The organism is Streptomyces scabichelini (assembly GCF_011045015.1).
Taxonomy (GTDB): Bacteria; Actinomycetota; Actinomycetes; order Streptomycetales; family Streptomycetaceae; genus Streptomyces; species Streptomyces scabichelini.
This window is the reverse complement of record NZ_JAAKZY010000095.1, coordinates 1-23,117: the sequence shown is the minus strand read 5'-3', so window position 1 is coordinate 23,117 and position 23,117 is coordinate 1. Positions and strand designations below refer to the sequence as shown.

General features: G+C 70.8%; 16 protein-coding genes. 7 read left to right on the top strand and 9 right to left on the bottom strand.

The window, feature by feature from the left end; all coding sequences use genetic code 11:
- Window positions 1–18 precede the first annotated feature (18 nt).
- Window positions 19–522, top strand: a complete 504-nt coding sequence (locus tag G5C60_RS27140) for a hypothetical protein (protein WP_165263553.1) — start codon at window positions 19–21, stop codon at window positions 520–522.
- On the opposite strand, the gene G5C60_RS27135 is transcribed toward G5C60_RS27140, so the two are convergent.
- The 3 genes from G5C60_RS27135 to G5C60_RS27125 all read right to left on the bottom strand — a co-directional run bounded on the left by G5C60_RS27135 (window position 509) and on the right by G5C60_RS27125 (window position 8,706).
- Window positions 509–4,261 carry an ABC transporter ATP-binding protein gene (locus G5C60_RS27135; protein WP_206440062.1) on the bottom strand — a complete coding sequence of 1,251 codons (3,753 nt, stop codon included), beginning with the start codon at window positions 4,259–4,261 and terminating at the stop codon, window positions 509–511. The two genes, G5C60_RS27140 and G5C60_RS27135, sit on opposite strands and share 14 nt — an antisense overlap.
- A 78-nt stretch (window positions 4,262–4,339) precedes the next feature.
- The gene (locus G5C60_RS27130) at window positions 4,340–5,389 is read right to left on the bottom strand and encodes an esterase-like activity of phytase family protein (RefSeq protein ID WP_165263551.1); all 1,050 of its coding nucleotides are present in this window, start codon (window positions 5,387–5,389) and stop codon (window positions 4,340–4,342) included.
- A gap of 23 nt (window positions 5,390–5,412) precedes the next feature.
- On the bottom strand, window positions 5,413–8,706 hold the full coding sequence (locus tag G5C60_RS27125; protein ID WP_165263550.1) for an AfsR/SARP family transcriptional regulator: 3,294 nt from the start codon (window positions 8,704–8,706) through the stop codon (window positions 5,413–5,415).
- A gap of 187 nt (window positions 8,707–8,893) precedes the next feature.
- Between G5C60_RS27125 and G5C60_RS27120 the strand changes: the two genes are divergently transcribed.
- Window positions 8,894–9,643 (top strand): SDR family oxidoreductase, encoded by a 750-nt coding sequence (locus tag G5C60_RS27120; RefSeq protein ID WP_165263549.1) that lies wholly within the window; start codon window positions 8,894–8,896, stop codon window positions 9,641–9,643.
- A gap of 58 nt (window positions 9,644–9,701) precedes the next feature.
- On the opposite strand, the gene G5C60_RS27115 is transcribed toward G5C60_RS27120, so the two are convergent.
- The 3 genes from G5C60_RS27115 to G5C60_RS27105 form a co-directional block, all read right to left on the bottom strand.
- Window positions 9,702–10,505, bottom strand: coding sequence for an SAM-dependent methyltransferase (locus G5C60_RS27115; RefSeq protein ID WP_165263548.1), 804 nt, complete (start codon window positions 10,503–10,505; stop codon window positions 9,702–9,704).
- Window positions 10,506–10,595: 90 nt separating this feature from the next.
- Window positions 10,596–11,147: an RICIN domain-containing protein gene (locus tag G5C60_RS27110; RefSeq protein ID WP_165263547.1), complete on the bottom strand. Its 552-nt coding sequence runs from the start codon at window positions 11,145–11,147 to the stop codon at window positions 10,596–10,598.
- Between the two features lie 51 nt (window positions 11,148–11,198).
- Window positions 11,199–11,768, bottom strand: a complete 570-nt coding sequence (locus G5C60_RS27105; protein WP_165263546.1) for a hypothetical protein — start codon at window positions 11,766–11,768, stop codon at window positions 11,199–11,201.
- Window positions 11,769–12,030: 262 nt separating this feature from the next.
- Here G5C60_RS27105 and G5C60_RS53260 point away from each other — a divergent pair, with 262 nt between their 5' ends.
- Together G5C60_RS53260 and G5C60_RS27095 are read left to right on the top strand one after the other, a co-directional pair.
- The gene (locus G5C60_RS53260) at window positions 12,031–14,625 is read left to right on the top strand and encodes an ATP-binding protein (protein ID WP_165263545.1); all 2,595 of its coding nucleotides are present in this window, start codon (window positions 12,031–12,033) and stop codon (window positions 14,623–14,625) included.
- A gap of 186 nt (window positions 14,626–14,811) precedes the next feature.
- Window positions 14,812–16,377 carry an MFS transporter gene (locus tag G5C60_RS27095; RefSeq protein ID WP_165263544.1) on the top strand — a complete coding sequence of 522 codons (1,566 nt, stop codon included), beginning with the start codon at window positions 14,812–14,814 and terminating at the stop codon, window positions 16,375–16,377.
- A 12-nt stretch (window positions 16,378–16,389) separates the two neighbouring features.
- Here the strand turns inward: G5C60_RS27095 and G5C60_RS27090 are convergent, their stop codons facing one another.
- The gene (locus G5C60_RS27090; RefSeq protein ID WP_206440061.1) at window positions 16,390–17,238 is read right to left on the bottom strand and encodes an alpha/beta hydrolase; all 849 of its coding nucleotides are present in this window, start codon (window positions 17,236–17,238) and stop codon (window positions 16,390–16,392) included.
- 542 nt (window positions 17,239–17,780) lie between these two features.
- On the opposite strand from G5C60_RS27090, the gene G5C60_RS27085 reads away from it, so the two are divergent.
- Window positions 17,781–18,389 (top strand): TetR/AcrR family transcriptional regulator, encoded by a 609-nt coding sequence (locus G5C60_RS27085; protein WP_165263542.1) that lies wholly within the window; start codon window positions 17,781–17,783, stop codon window positions 18,387–18,389.
- Between the two features lie 12 nt (window positions 18,390–18,401).
- Here the strand turns inward: G5C60_RS27085 and G5C60_RS27080 are convergent, their stop codons facing one another.
- On the bottom strand, window positions 18,402–19,277 hold the full coding sequence (locus tag G5C60_RS27080; RefSeq protein ID WP_165263541.1) for a serine hydrolase: 876 nt from the start codon (window positions 19,275–19,277) through the stop codon (window positions 18,402–18,404).
- 402 nt (window positions 19,278–19,679) lie between these two features.
- On the opposite strand from G5C60_RS27080, the gene G5C60_RS27075 reads away from it, so the two are divergent.
- Entirely contained in the window at window positions 19,680–20,525 is an 846-nt protein-coding gene (locus G5C60_RS27075; protein ID WP_165263540.1) for an endonuclease I family protein, read from the top strand.
- A 192-nt stretch (window positions 20,526–20,717) separates the two neighbouring features.
- Window positions 20,718–22,202 (top strand): FG-GAP-like repeat-containing protein, encoded by a 1,485-nt coding sequence (locus tag G5C60_RS27070; protein ID WP_165263539.1) that lies wholly within the window; start codon window positions 20,718–20,720, stop codon window positions 22,200–22,202.
- Here the strand turns inward: G5C60_RS27070 and G5C60_RS27065 are convergent.
- A partial coding sequence (locus tag G5C60_RS27065; protein WP_165263538.1) for a helix-turn-helix domain-containing protein occupies window positions 22,199–23,117 on the bottom strand: 919 nt, incomplete at its 5' end. The two genes, G5C60_RS27070 and G5C60_RS27065, sit on opposite strands and share 4 nt — an antisense overlap.

Here is a 23,117-nt window from a genome sequence, read left to right as displayed (position 1 = left end):
AGTGAAAGGCAGTCCGCCATGAACCGCTCACGAACGATCGGCCGAGTACTCGTCGCAGCCACGCTCTTGCTGACAACGGCCGCTTCGGTCCCGGCTCTTGCCCATGCCCCGGGCGCCGCGGACGCCCCCGGAGGCCCGCCTCCCGCCCCGTCCCGCAGTGGCGGGCCCGGCGCCGTCTACGACCGTGTCGCGCACTTCTACGGCGCCTACATCGACATCGCGAACGACCCGGGGAGCAATGCGGCCGCCTCCGAACTCCGGAAGTTCTATCTGACTCCCGGCCTCCGCGCCCGCCTCCTCGACTGGGAGAAACAGCACGACGCGGACGGCATCCTGCGCTCCCAGCATGTGCCGAGCGCCTGGAAGGTGACGCCCGGCGACAGCGGCATGGGGCACACGTACACGACGGTCCGGCTGACCTGGGACTCGGGCGCGGGCACCGGCGGGGAGAAGACGTACACCTATCTCACGGTGCGCTCGGACCTGGAGAGCCGGAAGATCTCCGAGATCACGGCGCAGTAGTGATCGAAGGGCCGACCTCCGCGACGGGCTGCCCCACGAACATCCGCCACAACTCCGCGTACCGTCCGCCCCGTTCGAGCAGTTCGTCGTGTGTGCCGTCCTCGGCGACCCGCCCGTGGTCCATGACCACGACCCGGTCCGCGCGGGCCGCGGTCGTCAGGCGGTGGGCGACCACGAGCGTCGTGCGGCGGCCCGCGATGCGGTCCGTGGCCTGGTTGACCTGGGCCTCGGTGGCGAGGTCAAGGGCTGCCGTGGCCTCGTCGAGGAGGAGGATGTCGGGGTCGACGAGTTCGGCGCGGGCGAGGGCGATCAGCTGGCGCTGTCCGGCGGAGAGGTTGCGGCCGCGTTCGGCGACCTCGTGGAGGTAGCCGCCCTCCAGTGTGGCGATCATGTCGTGGGCGCCGACCGCGCGGGCGGCGGCCTCCACCTCGGCGTCGGTGGCGTCCGGGCGGCCGTACGCGATGGCGTCCCGGACGGTGCCCTGGAAGAGGTACGCCTCCTGGGGGACGACCCCAAGGCGGTGCCGGTAGGAGGTGAGGTCGAGGGAACGCAGGTCCTTGCCGTCGACGGTGACCCGCCCGCCCGTCGGGTCGTAGAACCGGGCGACCAGCTTGACCAGCGTCGACTTGCCCGCGCCGGTCTCTCCGACGAAGGCGACGGTCTGCCCGGCGGGGATGTGCAACTTCACACCGCTCAGTGCCTCTTCGTCGCCCTTGTACGCGAAGTCCACATCCTCGAAGGCGATCTCGCCCCGCAGGGACAGCACCTCGAGCGGCTCGTCGGCGGCCTTCGTCGACGTCGGCTCCTGGAGGAGTTCCTGGACGCGGCCCAGCGAGACGCTCGCCTGCTGGTAGCCGTCGAAGACCTGGGAGAGCTGCTGCACGGGGGCGAAGAAAAGATCGATGTAGAGCAGGTACGCGACCAGCGCGCCGGTGGTGAGCGTCCCCGAGTCGATCCGCCCCGCGCCCACGATGATCACCGCGGCCGACGCGACCGACGACAGGAACTGGACGAAGGGGAAGTACACCGAGATCAGCCACTGTCCGCGGATGCGCGCCCTGCGATAGCTGTCGCTGCCGTCCGCGAACCTCTTCCTGCCGACGCGCTCGCCACTGAACGCCTGGACGATCCGCAGCCCGGCGACCGACTCCTGAAGGTCCGCGTTCACCACGGACACGCGCTCACGGGCGAGTTCGTACGCCTTCACGCTGGCCCGGCGGAAGAAGAACGTGCCGACGATCAGCGGCGGCAGCGTCAGGAAGACGACCAGCGCCAGCTGGAGGTCGATCAACAGCAGCGCGACCATGATGCCGAAGAAGGTGACGACCGAGACGAAGGCAGTGACGAGCCCCGTCTGGAGGAACGTCGACAGGGCATCGACGTCCGTCGTCATCCGGGTCATGATCCGACCCGTCAACTCCCGCTCGTAGTAGTCGAGTCCCAGCCGCTGGAGCTGCGCGAAGATCTTCAGCCGGAGCGCGTACAGGACCCGCTCGCCCGTACGTCCGGTCATCTGGATCTCGCCGGTCTGCGCCACCCACTGGACGACCACGGTGAGCAGGGCGAGCACGGCCGCTGTCCACACCGCGCCCTCGGCGAGCTTGGTGACACCGTCGTCGATGCCGTTGCGGATCATGATGGGCAGGAGCAGCCCCATGCCGGCGTCGACCGCGACAAGGCCGAGGCTGACGAGGAGGGGCAGCCCGAAGCCTTTCAGAAGCCGCCTGAGCCCGTACGACTCCTCCGGCGTGACCGCCCGCGCCTCGTCGATGCCGGGCGCGTCGGTCGCCGGGGGCAGGGCCTCCACCTGGGCGAGGAGTTCGGGTGTCGCGGGCATGCCGTCCATGGCCGCGTCCCGGGGCTCCCGGTCACCGGTCCACAGCCGGGGCGTGATCCCGCGCTCGGCGTCGAACTCGGCGTCCAGTTCGTCGCGTACGGAGGTGTCCTCCAGCGGGCAGGCGGGCTGGGCGTGGCCGGGTGAGACTCCGCCGAGCTCGTCCGGGTCGGTGAGCAGCCGCCGGTACAGGGGCGAGCGCTCCTGGAGCTCCTCGTGCGTACCGATGTCGGCGAGGCGTCCGCCGTCGAGTACGGCGATGCGGTCGGCGAGGTTGAGCGTCGAGCGGCGGTGGGCGATGAGGAGGGTGGTGCGGCCCTCCATGACGTGCTTGAGGGCCTCGTGGATCTCGTGCTCCACCCGGGCGTCCACGGCCGAGGTCGCGTCGTCGAGGACCAGCAGGCGCGGGTCGGTGAGGATCGCGCGGGCGAGGGCGACGCGCTGGCGCTGCCCGCCGGAGAGGGTCAGGCCCTGCTCGCCGACCTTGGTGTCGTATCCCTCGGGCAGCTCGGCGATGAACCGGTCCGCCTGCGCGGCGCGCGCGGCGGTCTCGATCTCCTTCTGGGTGGCGTCGGGGCGGCCGTACGCGATGTTGGCGCGCACGGTGTCCGAGAAGAGGAACGAGTCCTCGGGGACGAGCCCGATCGCGGCGCGCAGGGATTCGAGGGTCAGCTCGCGCACGTCGTGGCCGCCGACGAGGACGGCGCCGCGCGTGACGTCGTAGAAGCGCGGGAGGAGGAGGGAGACGGTCGACTTGCCGGACCCGGAGGAGCCGACGACGGCGAGGGTCTCGCCGGGGCGGATCTCGAAGCTGAGCCCGTCGAGCACGGGCCGGTCGTCCTCGTACCCGAAGGACACGTCGTCGAACTCGACGGTCGCGGGCGCGTCGGCGGGAAGGGCCTTGCGGCCGTTCTCGATCGACGGCTCGGTGTCGATCAGCTCCAGGACGCGCTCGGCACCGGCACGGGCCTGCTGCCCGACGGTGAGCACCATGGCGAGCATGCGGACCGGTCCGACGAGCTGGGCGAGGTAGGTGGAGAAGGCGACGAACGTACCGAGCGTGATGTGCCCGCGTACGGCGAGCCAGCCGCCGAACGCCAGCATCGCGACCTGTCCGAGGGCCGGCACGGACTGCAGTGCCGGGGTGTACCTGGCGTTGAGCCGGATGGTCCGCAGCCGCCCCGCGAAGAGCCGCCGTCCGACCTCTCTCAGCTTCCCGGTCTCCTGGTCCTCCTGCCCGAACCCCTTCACCACGCGTACGCCGCTGACGGCGCCGTCGACGACTCCCGCGACGGCGGCGGCCTGCGCCTGCGCGTACCAGGTGGCGGGGTGCAGCCGGGTGCGGCTGCGCTTGGCTATGAACCACAGGGCGGGGGCCACGGCCAGCGCGACGAGGGTGAGCGGCAGCGACAGCGAGGCCATGATCCCGAGGGAGATCAGGAAGAGCAGGATGTTCCCGATGGTCATCGGGAGCATGAACAGCAGGCCCTGGATCAGCTGGAGGTCACTGGTCGCCCGGCCGACGACCTGCCCGGTGGACAGCTCGTCCTGCCGCCGTCCGTCGAGCCGGGTGATCGTCCCGTACATCGCGGTCCGCAGGTCGTGCTGCACGTCGAGGGCGAGACGGCCGCCGTAGTAGCGCCGGATGTACGTGAGGACGTACACGAGGAGGGCGGCGCCGATGAGGGCGCCGGCCCAGGGGGCCATGTCCCGGCTGTGATCCCCGATGACGTCGTCGATGATGACCTTGGTGATGAGCGGGACCAGCGCCATGACCGCCATGCCGGCCAGCGAGGAGCCGAGCGCGAGCACGACGTCCTTCGGATACCGCCACGCGTATCCGGCGAGCCGCCGTGCCCAGCCGCTCGTCTCCCCCTTTTGCGCTGCCACGCCGGTGCCTCCCATAGATCCTTGTCCGCCGGAAGGCACCAACGCGATCGGAACCGGATTTCATCCCTCCGCAATGGTCAGAGGCGGAAATGGTCAGAGGCGTACGCGCAGGGCGTAGAAGCGGGTGGTCTGGACGGCGTTCTGGTTGTCGTCACTGGCCAGGAGGACGCTGAGGCGGCCGTGGTGGTGGCCGGTGATGGTCATGGCCTCGATGTTGTCGAGGAGGGGGTTGGGCTGGGGCTGCTTGGCGGTGGCGCCAAGGGTGGGGCAGTTCACCAGGTCGGCCAGGAGGGTCTTCTTGATCAGCCGTACGTCGTTCTGGCCGGTCAGTGTCTCGATGCCACTCGTGTCCGTGGCGCGGCGGAGGTCGGCGGCGTAGAGCCGGACCGTGTTGCCGACGCCCGAGGTGAAGCCGCGTTCCAGGACGAGGAGGCGGCCGTCGGGGGTCGCGGCGGTCTCGACGACGCCGAGGCCGGTGTCCGTGCGGTAGCCGTACTGGGCCGCGAGCCGGAAGTCCTTCGAGCCGTGGCGGTGCCACGTCTGGAAGCGGACGATGCCCGGGGTGTCACCGGACAGGGAGCCCTCCATGCCGGCCAGCAGGGTGCGGCCGCCGGGGAAGAGGGTCAGGGCCTCGAAGGTCTGGTTCGACGCGGCACGCCCGGCCGGGGCGACGCGCAGGTCGTCCGGCACGGGGAGGCGGCCCAGGATCGCGCCGTCCCGCCCGTACCGGCGCACCGTCGGCTCCCCCTCGGACGCCACCAGCCGCGTACCGTCCCGCTCGACCGCGAGCCCCTCGGAGTCGAGCGCCGCCCCACCCTCGTCCGCGAGCGCGACGACGGAACGCGGCGCGAGCGTCTTCGGATCCAGAGTGAAGAGGGAGGACCGGTCGGACAGCGCGGCGAGCTTTCCGTCCCGGTCCACGGCGAGCGCGGAGAAGTTGCCGACGTAGGTGCCGTTGTACGTCGTCTTGTCGAGGGCGTCGGAGAAGCTGCTGAGGGAGACGGTCGGTGAACAGGCGTGATCCGGCCGGGAGTTGGCATTGGCACTGCCATGGGCGTGGGCATTGGCCGGGCCGGCCACGACGAGGCTCGTGGTTGCCGCCAGGGTGGCGGTGACGGTGGTGAGTACGGTTCTCAGGCGCATGGCGTCACGGTAGGGCGTGGGGGTTAACCGGGAGGGCCCATATGCCTACGGGGCGGGGAAGGCGGCTGCCTGCTCACAGCCGAACCCCACTGAGACCCACTGAGACCCACGTGGACACAGTCCGCACCCAGTTCCTCGCCGCGCCTGAACTCCGCCTCGAAGGCCGCCTCCTCCCCCAGCACCTCCCGCGCCCGTGCGGTCGCGCGGTCCACGTCGCCGCGTTCCGCGGGAGGCAGGGGGGCGCCGGTGGAGGTGCGGACGGCGGCCGCGGCGCCCAGCAGCAGGGCCGCCTGCTTTCCCGCGCCCGAGAGGGCGGAGGCGGCGGCCAGGCCCTCCAGGGCGAGGGCCACCGCGCGCGGGTCGCCCGTCGAGCGTGCCGTCGCGTATCCCTCTTCGTGGAGCGAACGCGCTCCCGCCGCATCACCCCGCAGTTCGGCGATGAACCCGAGTTCGGCGAGGATCAGCGCGTTGGCGCCGTCCAGACCGACGTCCCGGTGCCACTCCAGCACCGCCCGCAGATGCGTCTCCGCCTCGTCCAGCAGGCCCTCGCGCCGCGCACCGAGCCCGAGACCGAGTTCGGCGTTGATCTCGCCCGCGCGGAAGCCGAGTTCGGCCGCGGTGCGCCGGGCCCGCTCGTGGTACTCCCTGGCCGCGTCGAAGTCGCCGGTCAGCAGCGCGGTCCGGCCGAGCCCCGACAGCAGGTCGGCGGCCTGTGTGGAGAGCCCGAACTCCCGTACCGTCTCCAGCGCGTCCCGCTGCAGCCCGGCCGAGCGCGCGTAGTCGCCGTGGATCTCGGCGACCGCCGCCCGCGGGTACACCGACCACAGCTGCCCGCAGGCGTCGCCGACCGCGCCGAACAGTTCCACGCTCCGCGCGGCGTCCTCCTCCGCGCCCGCCAGGTCGCCCCGCAGCAGCCGCTGCGCCGACCGGTCGGCGAGTGCCGCCGCCTCGCCCCACCGGTCGCCGAACTCCCGGAACCCGTCCAGCGCCTGCTCCGTGAGCGCCTCGCCCTCGGAGAGACTGCCCGTGCCGCTCAGCGCGTGTGCCAGGAACCACCGCGCCCACGCGACCCCGGCGGCGTCGCCCACTTCCCCGTACTCCTTGAGCGAGGCCTCGGTACGCGCCGCCCGGGCCTCGCCGTCACCGCCCAGGATGGTGACGCCGACCTGCCATACACGCACGCGTGCGTGCAGCGCCGCTTCGCCGTCGGCCAGTTCGAGCGAAGCCGTCAGCTCCGGCGAGGCCGTCAGTTCGAGGGCGGCCGTCACCGAGCGGCGTGCCTCGCCGAGCCGCCCGCGCAGGACCCAGTACCAGGCGAGGGCGTCGACGAGCCGCAGCGCGTGCCCGGCGTCCCCTCGCTCCACCGCTCCGTCCAGCGCCCAGCGCAGGTTCGCGCCCTCGGCGTCCAGCCGGGCCAGCCACTCACGCTGACCATGCCCACGCAGCCGCGGCTCGGCGGCCTCCGCGAGCCCTGTGTAGTACGCGAGGTGCCGTTCCCGTAACGCAGCGAGCTCACCGGCCTCCCGCAGCCGCTCGAAGCAGTACGCCGCCACCGACTCGAGGAGCCGGTACCGGTCGCCCGCGACGACGACCAGCGACCGGTCGACCAGCCGCACCAGGAGATCCAGCACCTCGGCCTCGTCGACCCCGTCACCCCCGCACACCTCCTCGGCGGCCTCCGGCGTACAGCCCTCGGCGTGCACGGCGAGGCGTCGCAGCACCATCCGCTCGGGCTCGCTGAGCAGCTCCCAGCTCCAGTCGATCATCGCGCGCAGGGTCTGCTGCCGTGCGGGGACGCCGCGCTGCCCTGCGCCCAGCAGCCGGAACCGGTCGTCGAGCCGGTCCAGCAGCCGGTGCACACCGAGCGCCCGCACCCGGGTGGCGGCGAGCTCCAGAGCGAGCGGAATGCCGTCAAGACGACGGCAGATCGACTCCACCGCACCGCGGTTGCCGTCGTCCAGTACGAAGCCGGGAGCGGCGGCCGACGCCCGCACCGCGAACAGCTCGACCGCGCCCTCCGGCGCCAGTGGCTCCACCGCCCACAGGGTCTCCCCGGCGAGCGCCAGCGCCTCCTGGCTCGTCGTCAGGACGACGAGCCCGGGCGCGGTGCGCAGCAGCAGTTCGACCAGTGCGGCGGCTTCGTCCACGACGTGCTCGCAGTTGTCGAGGACGAGCAGCATCCGCTTGCCGCGCAGCACTTCGGCGAGCCGCTCGGCGGCACCCGGGGTCACGCCGCCCTCGGGCCGTACGCCCCAGACCCCGTCGTCGCGCAGCCCCATCGCGGCGGCGACGACCTCGGCCAGGTCGCTCCCGACGCCGCTGCCGCTGCCGCTCCCGGCCCCGACGCCGGCGAGTTCGACGAGCCACTCGCCGTCCGGAAAGGTGCCCTTCAGCTGCTCGGCGACGGCCAGGGCGAGCCGGGTCTTGCCGACGCCGCCGGGCCCGGTGAGGGTGACGAGCCGTCGCCCGGCGAGGAGTTCGCGTACGTCGGCGATGGCGTCGTCCCGGCCGACGAGCACGCTGATCGGCGCCAGGATGTTGGTACGGGGAGTGGGCGCGTCCGGCGCCACCGGGCCGGCCTCCTGCCGCAGCAGCGCCCCGTGCAGCTCCACGAGTTCCGGGCTGGGATCGAGGCCGAGTTCGTCGGCGAGCCGGGCGCGCAGGTCCTCGTACCCGGCAAGTGCCTCGCTCTGCCGCCCGGCCCGGTACAGCGCGCGCAGCTGTACGGCACGAAGCCGCTCGCGCAGCGGATGCCGCTCCACGAGCCCGGCCAGCTCGCCGACGAGCTCGGCGTGTTCGCCCGCGTCGAGCCGTGCCTCGGCATGCTCCTCCACGACGGCGAGCCGGTCCTCCTCCAGCCGGTTCACGGCCGACCGCGCGAACGCCTCCTCCGCGAAGTCGGCGAACGCGGGACCCCGCCACAGCGCCAGCGCGTCGCCCAGCAGCCGGGATTTTGTACGGGCGTCCGGGGCCGTCCTGGCCCGCGCGGCGAGCCCGGCGAACCGGTGGGCGTCCAACGACCCTTCGGTCAGGGCCAGTTGGTAGCCGGGCGCGCGGGACACGACGAGTTCGCGCCCGCCCGGCTCGGCCTCGTCGAGGACGCGCCTCAGCTGGGAGACCTTCGCCTGGAGGGCCCGTGTCGGGTTGCCGGGCGGTTCGTCGCCCCACAGGTCGTCGATCAGCCGGTGCGCGGCGACGGGCCGGCCCGGGTCGACGAGCAGGGAGGCGAGCAGGGCACGCACCTTGAGTTCGGGGACGCGGACGGGCTGCCCGTCATCCGTCCACACGGCGGTTTCCCCCAACACCCCGAATCGCATGCCGCCCACGGTAACCCGGGCTTCCGGAAGGAGCCCGAACAGAGCCGAACAGAGCCGTAACGCCATCCGAGCCGGACCCGAAGCGCCGGGCCGCACAGTCCTCTCATCCGAAGCGAACGGCACTCGGACCGCGGCCAGCAGGACACCACGCACCGCGTAGGGCGTCATACGAACAAGGAGAAGCACCATGGGACGACTCACCGGCAGAACGGCACTGGTCACCGGCGGCAGCCGCGGCATCGGCCGGGCCATCGCCCTGCGGCTGGCCGGGGACGGCGCCCGGGTCGCCGTGCACTACGGCTCCGACGAGACGGCGGCGAAGGAGACGGTGACCGCGATCGAGGCCGCGGGTGGCAGCGCCTTCTCCTTCCGTACCGAACTGGGTGTGCCCGGCGACGCCGACGCCCTGTGGAAGGCGTTCGACGAGCACGCCGACGGCGTCGACATCCTGGTGAACAACGCGGGCATCGCGGGCCCCGGCCTGATCCACGAGGTCTCCGAGGCCGACTACGACAAGGTCTTCGCGGTCAACGCCAAGGCGCCCTTCTTCATCATCCAGAAGGGCCTGGACCGGCTGCGCGACGGCGGCCGCGTCATCAACATCTCCTCCGGCGTCACCAAGGTGGCCTTCCCCGGCATGACGTCCTACGCCGCCGCCAAGGGCGCGGTGGAGGTGCTGACCCTCACGCTCGCCCAGACGCTGGGCTCGCGCGGCATCACCGTCAACGCCGTCTCCCCCGGCACGATCGAGACCGACATCCACCCGTGGATGGCGGACCCCGACGCCAAGGCACACGCCGCCGCGTTCTCCGTCTTCAACCGGGTCGGGCAGCCCGACGACGTCGCCGACGTCGTCGCCTTCCTCGCCTCAGCCGACGGCCGCTGGGTCACCGGCCAGAACATCGACGCCAGCGGCGGCTCCGGCCTCGGCATCTGATCCCGGTACGCAGTCGTCATCGGGTGGAGCACGGGGCAGACCGGCACCAGGCCGTCATTCAGGTGCGGTACACGGGGTGCTTCGCGTACGTCACCGGAACCGACGTGATGGGCTCGTCGGGCGTTGCGTCGGTCCGGCGGGCGATGGCGCGGACGTAGCCGAGGCAGCGTCCCTGGTCGGCGGTCAAGGCGTCGATCTCCACGGTGTTGTCGGGGGCGACCGTGTGCTGCCAGCGCAGCCAGTGTTCCCAGCCGTCGGTCATGGTGTCGGCCACCTCCACGTGGGCGATGCCGCTGCGTTCCCAGTGGCGGCGCCACCAGGTGGCCGAGTGCAGACAGGCCATACTCGGCTCCCACCAGGCCGTCAGGTGCGCGGGCGGCGGTCCGTCGATCTCGCGTGTCAGTCCGGCGCCGACGATGCCGATCTGGCCGCCGGGTTTGACGAACCGGGCCAGATAGTTGAGGTACAGGTCGTCGGTGCCGTAGTAGACGAACGAGTCGATGCTGACGATGGCGTCGAAGAAGCCCGCGGCGAACGGCAGGGATCGAGCGTCGGCGTGGATGGGGAACACCGCGTGACCGGCGTCGGCGTCGCGGACGCGTTGCAGGCGTTCGTCGGCGCTGAACCACAGATCGGTGGCCCAGACCTGGACGTTGAACTCATGGTGCAGGAAGACCGACGAGGCGCCACGGCCGCAGCCCAGGTCCAGGATCCTCATTCCGGGGCGCAGGTCCATCTCCTCGGTGAGCCATTCGGTCAGCCACAGCGAGTTGGCCCCACCGCTGACGCTGGATCGGATCCAGTCCGGGTGGTAACGGACCGCCCGCGGAAAGCGTGACGACTCCAGGTCCTTGCCGGTCAATTGGTGTCCCTTCCTTCAGGTCGCTATGGGCACCACACATACGCGCCGGGAACCTCGAGTTCCGGGATTCTGCATTTTTCACATGGGTACTCACTGCGGGTCGGCCCCGAAAACCGACCAGAATTGGCCGAAGCTGCCGACGGCGACCCGCTGCTTGAGTTCCGTGCCCGACGTGGTGCTGTCTGCGGTCATGAACAGGCCGCTGTTCCGGTTCTGAGTCTCCAGGAACGTGGTGTTGACACTGAAGTCACGAATCCACTGCTGGGAGAAAGAGCCGTCGCACTGCGCGACGACCAGCTTGACGCCGGATACCCTCGACTTGTTTGCCACGTCCAGGCAGCCGCCTTCTTTGTTGATGTAGTTGAAGGCAAGCTTACTGCCGCCCAGGTTAGCGACCTGCTTCATTTCCCACCGCTGGGAATTCGCGGTGCTGTCGGTCCTGAGTACTACGTTGCCGAATCCGGATCCGGAGACGCTGTCGGCGATCGCTTTCCCCGGAGCGCTCTGCGGGGAGATCTCCACATAGAAAGGAGCCGCCTGTGCCGGTGCGGCAAGGGCAACGCCGGACAGCGCCGCTGCGCCCGCCGTAAGCACCGCTGCGCTGGAACGAGCGGGAACCTGGAGAAGATGCTTCAGAGACATGATGCTCCAATACTTGGAAATTCTGAACGGACGATGAAGGGAGGACATGTTTCACGGGAAGCTGAGATGCTTCAGGTTGAATTTCTGTCCCGCCTTGAATTGGGTGTCCATCGTGAAGCGCGTGGTGTCGAAGCCAGTGCCCGCCTTGTGATATGTCAGGCGAAGACCGGACTTAACATTCACCAACTCCGCGCTGAATCGGTCGCCCACGATCTTCCAACGGTAGGCGTTCCTTTCATTGATGTTGAAGCTGGAAGCCGTCGCGGCAGACCCGACACTGCCGCCGCCCTTCAGGTATACGGTCCCTTCCCCGAAGTACTGGTTCATCAGAAAGTAGCTGCCAGGTTCAGCCTCGGTCAGCCTCCAGGTCTCGACGAGGCTGAAACCATTTTTGCTGTCTGCGGGCCGCACCGGCTTGTCGGAACCATTGTGCGCGGCATTGACCTTCTGATCATCGGTGGGAAGGATGGCAACATTCTCGTCCGGTCCGATGGCCGCAGATGCCGGCGTAGCCGTCGTCATGGCGCTGACTGAAAGTGCCGCCGCAACGATGGCCGCCGCGGACATGCCGCGAGTGAAGGTGCTCCGTTTGAGCAATGGACCGAGATTCTTCGGTGACATTGATGCTCCCTATTCTTTGAGTGGCATACGGAAAGGTCGTGTGGACGCTGGGGCCCGCTCGGCCGGTCGGACCGGGATCTCCGGCCCTGTCCGAACTCATCTCTGTTGTACGGGTGTTGCACGGCCACGGACATCGGTGACCGTTGCCCATGTCGGGGCTCCGTCTGTGCCTACGTCGGCCGTCGGACCGGTGTATGCCATAGGCAGCGCAAATCCGGGTCGGGGGGCTCCTGCCGGGGCCGTGTGGTGCCACGCTCTCCCCATGCGGGGGAATTTGCTGGAACGGGAGAAGGACCTGAGGGAGCTGCTGGCGGCCGTCGACGACGCGGTGGCGGGGCACGGCTCGGTGGTGCTGGTCGTCGGGGAGGCCGGTATCGGTAAGACAAGCCTGGTGCGCGCGTTCATCCAGGCGGTAGGTGACGGTACGCGCGTCCTTGTGGGGGCCTGCGACGACCTGATGGCGCCGCGCACTCTGGGGCCGCTGCGGGACGCCGTGCACGGCACCGGCGGGCCGCTGGAGAAGGCGCTCGCCGAGGAGGACGCCGGTGAGGCGGTCCTGGCGGCGCTGCCGGAGGAGCTGTCCGGGCCGGATCCGGCCGTGCTGGTGGTCGAGGACGTCCACTGGGCCGACGACGCGACTCTGGACGCGCTGACGTATCTGGCCGGCCGGATCGACCGGTTGCCTGCCGTGCTCGTGCTCACCTTCCGGGACGACGCGGTGAGCACGGGCCATCCGCTGCAGCGGCTGCTGGGTGCGCTCGCGCGGACGCGGATGCGCCGACTCGCGCTGCGCCCGCTGTCCCCGGCCGCGGTCACCGCGCTCGCCACCGGTACCGGACGTGATCCGGACACGCTGCACGCGGTGACCGGCGGCAACCCCTTCTACGTCACCGAGGTGCTCGCCGACGCGCCGGGCGCGGTGCCGGACACGGTCGCGGACGCGGTGCTCGCCCGGGTGCGGCTGCTCGACGACGGCTGCCGGACCGCCCTGGGCCGGCTGTCCGTGGTTCCCACCCACGTCGGGTTCGAGCTGGCGGAGGCCCTGCTCGGCGAGCACCTCGACGACCTGCCCCAGGCGGAGGAGCGGGGCATCATCGAGGTGCGTGCCGAGGGGCTGGCGTTCCGGCACGAACTCGCCCGCCGGGCCATCGAGTGCGGCCTGCCCGCGCTGCGCCGCCGCAGCCTCAACCGGGCCGTGGTGAACGCCCTGCGCGCACAGCAGGAGCCGGACCTGGACCGTCTTGTCCATCATGCGGTGCAGGCCGACGACGCGGACACCGTCGTCGAGTATGCGCCGCTGGCCGGCTATGAGGCGGCCAGGGCCGGCTCCCACCGGCAGGCTCTCGTGCACTTCGAGGCGGCGCTGCGCCATCCCGGCCGGTTCACCACCGCAGAGCGGGCCGGGCTGATGGACGCCTACGCCTGGGAGCTGTACAACGCCCACCGTTTCGCCGAGGCGGTGGCCGCCGGAGGTGAGGCCGTACGGCTTTATGAGCCGCTCGGCGAGTGCGTGCCGCTGGGCGATGCCCTGGTGGGGCTTTCCCGCCACCAGTACATGACCGGGGCGACCGACGCCGCGGAGGAGGCCGCGGCGCGGGCCGTGCAGGTGCTCGAACCGACCGGGAACACGCCGTACCTCAGCTACGCGCTGGCCCACCGGGGGGCACTGCTCGCGCTCACCGGCCACAGCGAACAGGCCATGCCCGTACTGCGCCGGGCGCGCCACCTCGCCACCCTGTCCCGGTACAACGGCCTGGTCGCGCTGTGCCTGAACTACCTCGGCGTCGCGCGGGCGGACCTGGGCGACCCGGCTCATGCCCTGAACGACGTCCGCGAGAGCCTGGAGGTGTCCCTGCGGGAGGGCTGTCACGAGGGCGTCGCCCGCGCCTACACCAATCTCGCCGAACTCCTGTACCGCTTCGGAGACCTGGAGGCCCTGGACCGGTGCGTCGACGAAGGGCTGGCCTTCGCCCGGGAGCGCGGCTTCTGGTCGCACGCGTACAACCTGGAGGTCCACCGCTGCCTGTCCCTGATGCACCACGGCAGGACGAGTGACGCCGAGGACGGGCTGCGCGTGCTGGTGGAGGCCAGGGACGACCCGGGGATGCTCTACGTCTACAGCGTTCCGCCCTACGCGCGGCTGCTGGCCCGCCGCGGCGACGACCGGGCGGAGGGGTGGCTGGCCGAGGCCTGGCGCCGCGCGCAGCTCCAGCGGTCCCTGCCCGGCCTGGCGTACGCGGGCCTCGCCTACGCCGAGTGGGCCTGGCTGGCGCGCCGCCCGGACGTCGCCGCCGCCGTACGCGATGCCCTGCTGCCTCACCTCTGCCGGCCGGGCCAGGCGCCCTTCCGCGCCGAGTTGCTCCGCCACACCGCACGGGCCGGCCTGCCCGCCGAGCCGTTCGAGGGCTGCCCCGAGCCGTACGCGGCCGGCCTGCGCGGCGACTGGCGCAAGGCCGCCCAAGGCTGGGCGGCGACGGGAGCGACGTACGAACAGGCCCTGGAACTCGCCGAGTCCGGGCAGCCCGAGCCGACCCTGGAGGCATTGCGGCTCCTCGACGGGCTGGGCACCACGGCGGTCGCGGGCCTGGTCCGCGACCGGCTGCGCGATCTCGGGCTGCGGCGAGTGCCGCGCGGCCCGACGGCGACGACCCGCGCCCACCCGGCGGGCCTGACTCACCGTCAGGCAGATGTGCTTGACCTGCTCACCGAAGGCCTGACCAACGCACAGATCGCACAGCGGCTAGTGCTCTCCGTGCGGACCGTGGACCACCACGTCGCCGCGATCCTCGGCAAGTTGGGGGTCGCCTCGCGGCGGGAGGCCGCAGAGACCGCCCGCTCACTCGGCGTGGTGCACTAAGCGCACCACCGCGCGGTGGATGACCGCAGAACAAGCGGGCGCCGTTGGTCATGCGCCTGCTCGGCGAGGAGGCGCAGCCGTTCAGCGAGCTGCGAGGGGGGCGGCCGTTGGCTGGCGGGCGCCATCGCAACACCACCACAACACCGTCCGAGCCGGACCCGAAGCGCCGCACCGCACTGTCTCCCCATGACTTCTCAGACTTCTCAGACCCCGTCCCGGGCAGGTGCCCGCCAATGGCTCGGCCTCGCCGTACTGCTGCTTCCCGTAGCTCTGATGACTGCCGACCTCGGCGTACTGTGGCTGGCCACGCCGTATCTGACCGCCGATCTGCGGCCCAGCGGTGCCGAGCTGCTGTGGATCACCGACATCTACGGCTTCCTGACCGCCGGCACGCTCGTGATCATGGGCACGCTCGGCGACCGAATCGGCCGTCGCAAGCTGCTGATGGCCGGCTCGGCGGGTTTCGTCGCGGCCTCACTCCTCGCCGCCTACGCCCCCAACCCCGAGACCCTGATCACGGCCCGCGCACTGCTCGGCGTGACGGGGGCAGCCGTCCTGCCGTCCACGCTCTCGCTGATCAGCCACATGTTCGCCGACCCGCGCCAGCGGGCCACCGCGATCGCCATGTGGGTGACCGCGCTGTCCGTGGGCCTGGCCGTCGGGCCGATCGTCGGCGGCGTCCTGCTGGACAGCTGGTGGTGGGGCTCGGCGTTTCTGATCGGCGTGCCGGTCATGGTGCCGGTGCTGGCCGTCGCCCCCATGCTGCTGCCCGAGTACCGCGATCCGGCGGCCGGGCGGCTGGACCTGACGAGTGTGGCCTTCTTCCTGCTGGCGGTGCTGCCGCTGGTGTACGGCATCAAGGCCCTGGCCGAGCACGGCCCGAACGCGTCGGCCGCCGTGGCGTTCGCCGCCGGCCTGGTCTTCGGAACCGCCTTCATACGCCGTCAGAACCGGTTGGAAACCCCGTTCCTGGACCTGCGCCTGTTCCGGCACCGCGCCTTCACGGGCGCGCTGCTCACCCTCCTGCTGGGCATGACCGCGCTGAACGGCGTCGAGTACCTGGTCCCGCAGTACCTCCAGGCGGTGGCGGGACAGTCGCCGCTGGAGGCGGGGCTGTGGTTGCTGCCGGGCGCGGCGGGGCTGGTGGCCGGTTCGCAGCTGACGCCGGTACTGGCGCGGCGCGTCCGCCCGGCGTACGTGATCTTCGGCGGCCTGCTGATCTCGCTGGCCGGTTACACGGCGATGACCGTCTCGACCGGTGTCGTACCGACGTCGACCGCACTCGCAGTGATCATGTTCGGCGTGGCCCCGATCAGCGTGCTCGGTACGGTGCTTGCCGTCGGCTCCGCCCCGCCCGAGAAGGCAGGCGCAGCGGCGGCGACCGGCCAGACGGCGTACGACCTGGGGCTGGCCCTGGGCATCGCGGTCACCGGCAGCATCGCGGTCGCGGTCTACCGCGGCGGCATCCCGTCGGACGCCCCGGCGGAGGCGCGGGACACGCTGGGCGCGGCCCTGGCGGCGGCCGAACACATGCCGAACGGCAAGGAACTGGCCGCTCTCGCCCGGGAGGCGTTCACGTCGGGGCTGCAGACGGCGTCCACGGTGAGCGCGGGCTTCGCCCTGGTGACTGCGGCACTGGTGATGACGCTGCTGCGCCACATCCCGCCGATCTCGACAGCGGCTCCGGAGCAAGACCCGGCGCCCCGGAGCGCCGACCGGCTCCAGGACGAGGCACCGGCCATGACGCACTGAGGGGTATGTCGCCTAGAGCGTGGCAAGTTCACCCAGGACTCGGGCCGCCGGCGCAGGGTCGACCAGCCACTTCAGGTGGCTGCCCTCGAGAGTGCGGACGTCGTACGGGTTGTCCGGCGTCAGCTCGTTGCCCTCGCGGATCAGCCGGTCCTGCATGGCGAGCGGCATGCTCGCGTCGTCGGCCAGGCGGACGAAGGTCTTCGGGACGCGGCCCCAGGTCGCGGCCTGCGCCCGGTCGGCGGAGGTGCCGACGTCCAGGTTCTCATCGGGCTGGAACGTGTTCAGGAAGGTCAGGAACTCCTCGTCGGTGCCGTCGGCGAGGAAGAGCGCCTTGAGCGCCGCAAGGGCGTCCGGATCCGCAGTGCGGAAGTTGACGCGGAGCAGGCCGAGTTCGGCTGGGTTCCCCGCCATCGCCGAAACCATGGAAGCGGCGTCGACCGTGGCCATCTCCGGCTCGGCGTAGTAGTCGCCGACGTCGAGAGCGACCGGGCACCAGGCCGCGACATAGACGATGCGGTCGATCAGGTCCGGCCGCGCGTTGGCGGCGGCCGTGGCCGTGGCGCCGCCTCGGCTGTGGGCGACAAGGATCACGGGGCCGTTCCGCTTGGCCCGCTCCAGAATCCCGATCAGGTACGCGGCGTTGTCTGCGAGCGTGACGCCCTTGATCGAACCGGGCGCGGTGGCGAACCCGTCCAGATCCTGCGGCGCCTGATAGGCGCGGGTGAAGGTCGCCCCGAAGCCGTGGCCCGGCAGGTCGACGGCGACCGAACGGTGTCCCAGGAGGCCGAGTTCGGCCTGGAGCGGTGCTAAGGAGAAGGAGTTCGCGAAGGCTCCGTGAACCAGTATGAACGTCGGTTGCATCTCTCTACTCACTTTCTGGCCTCCGCGGTCTCGGCGGCACGGGCGTCGCCGTCCCCGCCGCAGCGACGTCTTGGTGCGTGGTGGGTGCCAGGCCGTCGAGCGCAGAGCCTTCACGGCAGCGTGCGGACAGTTGTTTGGACCGACGGGGCACACTACCCAGCGGAAGATCATCCGTACTACCCGTATGAGCCCTTCCGCTTGTGCACTTCGCCCCGCCCGCAACCTCGACGCCTTGGGGTGTCTGCGCTTGGGCGGCGCGGGGCGGGTCAGGCTCCCGGCACGGGGCGGGCGCCCCTGCTCTCCACGATGCGGTGCACGTCGCGCAGGGCATCGGCCATGCGGGCCGTCAGTCTCGGTGGGCGATTGGTCGGCGTTCGTCACGGCCGTCAAGGGCGGTAAGTTCCCAGCCTGAGGGGCCCAGCGGACCAGTACCCTCAGCGAAAGCGTGAGCACATCTCCCCGCCGCGTTCAAACACCGCTCGTTTGAGTGCACAAAGGACATCCTCCCCTTGCGTGTTCACGCTTTTTGCACGATAGGGGTCATGCCCCCGCGATTCAGGTACGAGCACAACCCGCACAGCACAGGACACGTGATCGCCACCGTACGCACACTGATGCGCACTGACGGCCTGGACGTGTCCCTCGCCGCCATCGCCCGCAGCTGTGGCACGTCACGCAACTTCCTCTACGCCTACTGGAAGTCCGCCGCCACACTGCACCAGCTCGCGCTCACAGCCGAACTCGCCCACGCATTTGAGGCAGCACAACGCACCTGCCCCAGCGACGGCACCACTCCGGGGATCATCGACCACCTGACCCATGTGGTGCGCATCGTCCGCCGCCACCCGACCACGGCCGCCGTCGCCCGGTCCTCCCCCACGGCACTGACAGCGGCGCATACAGCGATCGAGGGCCCCTTGGTACAGGTCGCGATGGAACGGATCAGCGATCTGCTCCATCCGCTCGTCCCGCGCGGCGGGATCTGGGGCGACACCGCGTTGAACTCCAGGACGTGGAAGATTCTCTGGATCGCCCGCCCCGCCGCTCTCTGCCCCGAAGCAGTCGGCGACCAGCACTGGGAGGACGCCCTGGACGGTGCCTTCACCGAGTTGCTGCGTGATCTGCTCTCCCCCTGGCCGCCCGCTCAGTAACAGCCGTACGAGTCAGCCAGTCGTCGGTACGAGGTCCTTGTGGATCGCGCGGGCCACGCCCTGGATCGTGGTGATGCCGTAGTTCATCGTGCTGTTGCCGTGCGTGAGGACGGAGATCATGTAGTCGCGGCCGCCGCCCTTGAACGTACCGACGCTGTGGACGCGCCAGCCGTGCGTGGACCGCGACAGCCAGCCGTTCTTGACGTGCACGGACACCGAGGAGGGCGCCCCCGCCGGCGTACCCCAGCGCTGCGAGGAGATGACCCTCCCCATCAACTTCAGTATGTACGCACGGGAGTTGTCGGTCAGGACGGAGTTCCTCGCGGTGATGAGGGCGAGCAGCTTCTGCTCGTCGCGGACGGTGATCTGGGTGAGTCCCCAGTAGCCGTTCGCGCCGGGCTTGGTCTGGGTCATCCCGGCGGCGGCGAGGAAGCCCTTCACCTTGGCCACGCCGAGCTGTCTCCACAGCGTGCTGGTCGCGGAGTTGTCCGACCTGGTGATCATGGCGGTGGCGAGATCCGTCTCGCGCTGCGTGAGATACCGGTTGTGCTTTTTCGCGTCCCACAGCAGCGTGGCGAGCACGGTCACCTTCACGACGCTGGCCGAGTCGTACGCCGTACCCGACCGCAGTGTGCAGGTCGTCCTGGTCGTACGGTCGTAGAGACCGACGGCGATCGTGCCGTTGCGGCTCGCGAGGGCGGTGGTGATGTCCCGCTGCAACTTGGCGGCCAGGCCCGCCTTGGCGGACGTACAACTGACCTGCGGCGCAGCCGCCGCAGCGGGCCCCGCGCCCGCCATGAACGGCACGAGCACCCCGGCGCCGAGCCCCGCGCACAGCAGACGCGTACGGGCACGGGTTCGGGCACGCCGGGATATCCGATGAGTCATGGAGGCTTCCCATCCCCTTGAAGCGACACGAGCGCGCTCCGGCACACTCGCCTCTCCAGACTCATTGGAATGGCCGAAAGTTGCACACACGTTTCCCGCACGGAAGTTCTGAACGGCGGGGCCCCAACGTTCAGCGCCGCACGATGACCCATCGGACGTCAACTAGGGCAAACCCTCCACGACTTGGGGAAAACCCTCGCTGAACGCAGGCCCTGGCCACTCCAAGACCAAAGACTGCTTCCAATTCCAGAACGTCACACAAACGCCTCGTCCCAGTTACACGGCGAACCCCTCCCCCATGCCACTCTCCCGATTGACCAAGTGGTCAACACGCGTAGAACACAGGCCCCTTGAGCCGGGCGCCGAGTTCCCCGCGTGCCGTCTCCGGGAAGGGACACCCCCATGTCCGTTGCGCAGACAGGCAGTCGACAGACCGGCAATCGGCAGACCGGCAGTCGAATACGCGGCTGGAAGCCGCTCGCGCTGACCGCCGCCGCCGTACTCGTCGGCCTCACCCTGCCGACCGCGGTCGCGACCCCCGCCGCGGCCACCACCACCGCGTACGACGACACGTACTACGAGGGCGCGATCGGCAAGACGGGCCCGGCCCTGAAGGACTCGCTGCACACGATCATCAGCGACCAGACCAGGATCTCGTACTCCGCCGTCTGGAACGCCCTCAAGGCCACGGACCAGGACCCGAACAACAGCAACAACGTGATCCTGCTCTACAGCGGCACCTCCCGCAGCAAGTCCCTCAACGGCGGCAACACCGGCAACTGGAACCGCGAGCACGTCTGGGCCCAGTCCCACGGCGACTTCGGCACCTCGGCGGGCCCCGGCACCGACCTGCACCACCTGCGCCCCGAGGACGTGCAGATCAACAGCATCCGCGGCAACAAGGACTTCGACAACGGCGGCAGCACGGTCAGCGGCGCGCCCGGCAACTACACCGACTCGAACTCCTTCGAGCCCCGCGACGCCGTCAAGGGCGACGTCGCCCGCATGATCCTCTACATGGCCGTCCGCTACGAAGGCGGCGACAGCTGGGCCGACCTGGAGCCCAACGACTCGGTCTCCAACGGCAGTTCCCCGTACCACGGCCGCCTCTCGGTCCTGAAGCAGTGGAACGCCGAGGACCCGCCGAGCGCCTTCGAGGAGAACCGCAACGAGATCATCTACGACTCCTACCAGCACAACCGCAACCCGTTCATCGACCACCCGGAGTGGGTGGAGGCGATCTGGTAGCGCACGGCGCTGAGGCATGAACTCCCCGTGTTCGACGGGGAGTTCATGCCCCACGCTCGGTTTCAGGCCAAGATTGCGAATGAACAGCGAATGTCGTCCGGTCGTACAACCGATGACGTACCGCCCGGTGTCTCAGTCCACGAACGCGCGCACTCCGACGCGCCGAACGGACCGACTCGAAAGGCACCTTGCATGTCCCGAGCACGCAGAACCCCCACCGCCCGGCTGGCCGCTCCCGTGGCCGCCGCGGCGCTGCTCGCCGGAGGGATCGGCACCTGGACCCTCACCGGGACCTCGGCCTCCGCGGCCGAATCCGTGGACGTACAGGACGACTTCAACGGGGACGGCTACGCCGACCTGGCCGTCGGCGCGCCGAACGCCACGGTGTCCGGCGCGGCCAAGGCCGGCTACGTGGCCGTCACGTACGGCTCGTCCAGCGGCCTCTCCGCCACCGACAAGAAGCTCATCAGCCGCTCCACCAGCGGCGTCCCCGGCTCCGCCACCGCCGACCAGCGCTTCGGATCCAACGTCACCAAGGGTGACCTGGACGACGACGGCTACAGCGATCTCGTGATCGCGGGCGGCAAGGCGGGCTCCGTGATCCTGTGGGGCTCCCCCTCCGGACTCACCGGCGGCACGAACATCGCCGGGTACGGGGACGCCCCGCAGGCCGGCGACTTCGACGGGGACGGCACCACGGACCTCGCCCTGTTCGCCGAGCAGGCCCTCGGCGGCGACGACCCCGAGGGGGCCCCGGCCACCTTGTGGAAGGGCCCGGTCTCCCGTTCCGGAACGCCCGCCGCCACCCTGAACATCCTCGACAAGTCGCAATGGTGGGGCTACGACGCGGACGACGCCTCCTGCGTCACCAACGGCGGCTGCGAGGACGGCCCTGACTCGATCACCGGGCCCATCGTCTCCGGCCAGGTCGGAGACATCAACGGAGACGACAAGGACGACATCGTCCAGTGGCACTACACCGGTGACGGCACCTGGGGCAACCGCGTCCTGTACGGCGGCGGTTCGGGCTTCACCCGCGGTGCGGCGCCCGGCGACGGCCTGGTCGGCCCCGCGGTGGGCACCGCCGTGGGCGACGTGAACGGCGACGGCTACGACGACGTGGTGGTCGGCGCCGACGAATACGGCGACAGGGTCCGTATCGCGTACGGCTCGGCCTCCGGCCTTTCCGGCTCCGACGAGCAGACCTTCGACCAGAGTCTGCCCGGCTTCTACGGCGCTCAGGAATCCGGTGACAACGTTGGCACGGCGATCTCGGTCGCCGACGTCACGGGCGACGGCTACGCGGACATCGCGCTCGGCATCTCCGGCGAGGACTTCAGCGGCCTCACCGACGCCGGGTCGTTCGCCCTGGTCCCGGGCTCCGCCTCCGGCGTCACGGGAACCGGCACGCAGGTGTTCCACCAGAACACCGCCGGCATACCCGGAGTCGCCGAGACGAACGACGCGTTCGGCGTCACCACCGCGCTCCTGGACGTCGACGGCAACGGTCACCGCGACCTCGCCGTCGCCTCCACGGCGGAGAACAGCGACAACGGTGCCGTCTGGCTCCTGCGCGGCACCACGACCGGCCTCACGACCGGATCCGCCGCGGCCTTCGGCCCCCAGGACCTCTCCGCGCCCGCCACGGACGCCCTGTTCGGCTCGGCCCTGCGCTAGCCCCTCGCTCCTGGCTCCTGCCGCAGCGCGAACCACAGCTCCATCCGTACGTCCGGATCGTCGAGGTCCACGCCCAGCAGGGCGGCACACCGCGCGACCCGCTGCCGCACCGTGTTCCGGTGCACGGACAGGGCGACCGCCGTGCGGTCCCAACTGCCGTGCAGGGAGAGCCAGGTGCGAAGGGTCTCCGGGAGGGCCGGGTTCGTGGCGATCGGGGCGAGGAGCGTACGGGCGTGCGCCTCGGCCTCGGCCGACGGAACCAGGTCGGCCAGGCCGGGGCGCTCGCTGTGGCGGACCAGGGGCGTACGGGTGGCCCGGGCACGAGCCAGTGCGCGGGCGGCCTGCGTGTCGGCGGTCGCCCACTCCCGCGGCCCGACGGCCGAGCTGACCCCGCAGGTCCAGCCGGGCTGCGGGTCCGGTTCACGGTCGGCGGCGACGAGGACGCGTACGACACCCCCGTCCACGTCGACGAGCGCCGAGCCGAGCGCCGTCCCCAGCGCGGACGCGGCGACGGCGTCCGGAGCAGCGGGGCCGTCCGGACACGCGTGCACCACGACCCACCGCTTTCCGCCCAGGAGAGGTGCCACATCCTCGGGCGCGGCGCCCAGCAGCAGTCGTACGAGAGCCGAGGAGCGGGCCGCGCCGGTACCGCTCTGGTGCTCGCCGGTGAGGAGGGACAGGAGTACGGCGGCGACGGAGGCGATGGTGTGGTCGCCGGGTTCGCGCCGGGGCGCCGCCACGCCGAGCACGAACCTCTGCTCCGCACCGAGGGCGTACGCGGCGAGGTGGCTGCCGTCCACGGTGTCGGTGGCGGAGGAAGGGGCGGGCGTGGGCGTGGCTCCGGGGCCCTCGGCCGGCCGCACGATCGCCGCCAGCTCGGCCGACGCACCACTCACTCCCGGCCCCAACTCCCGC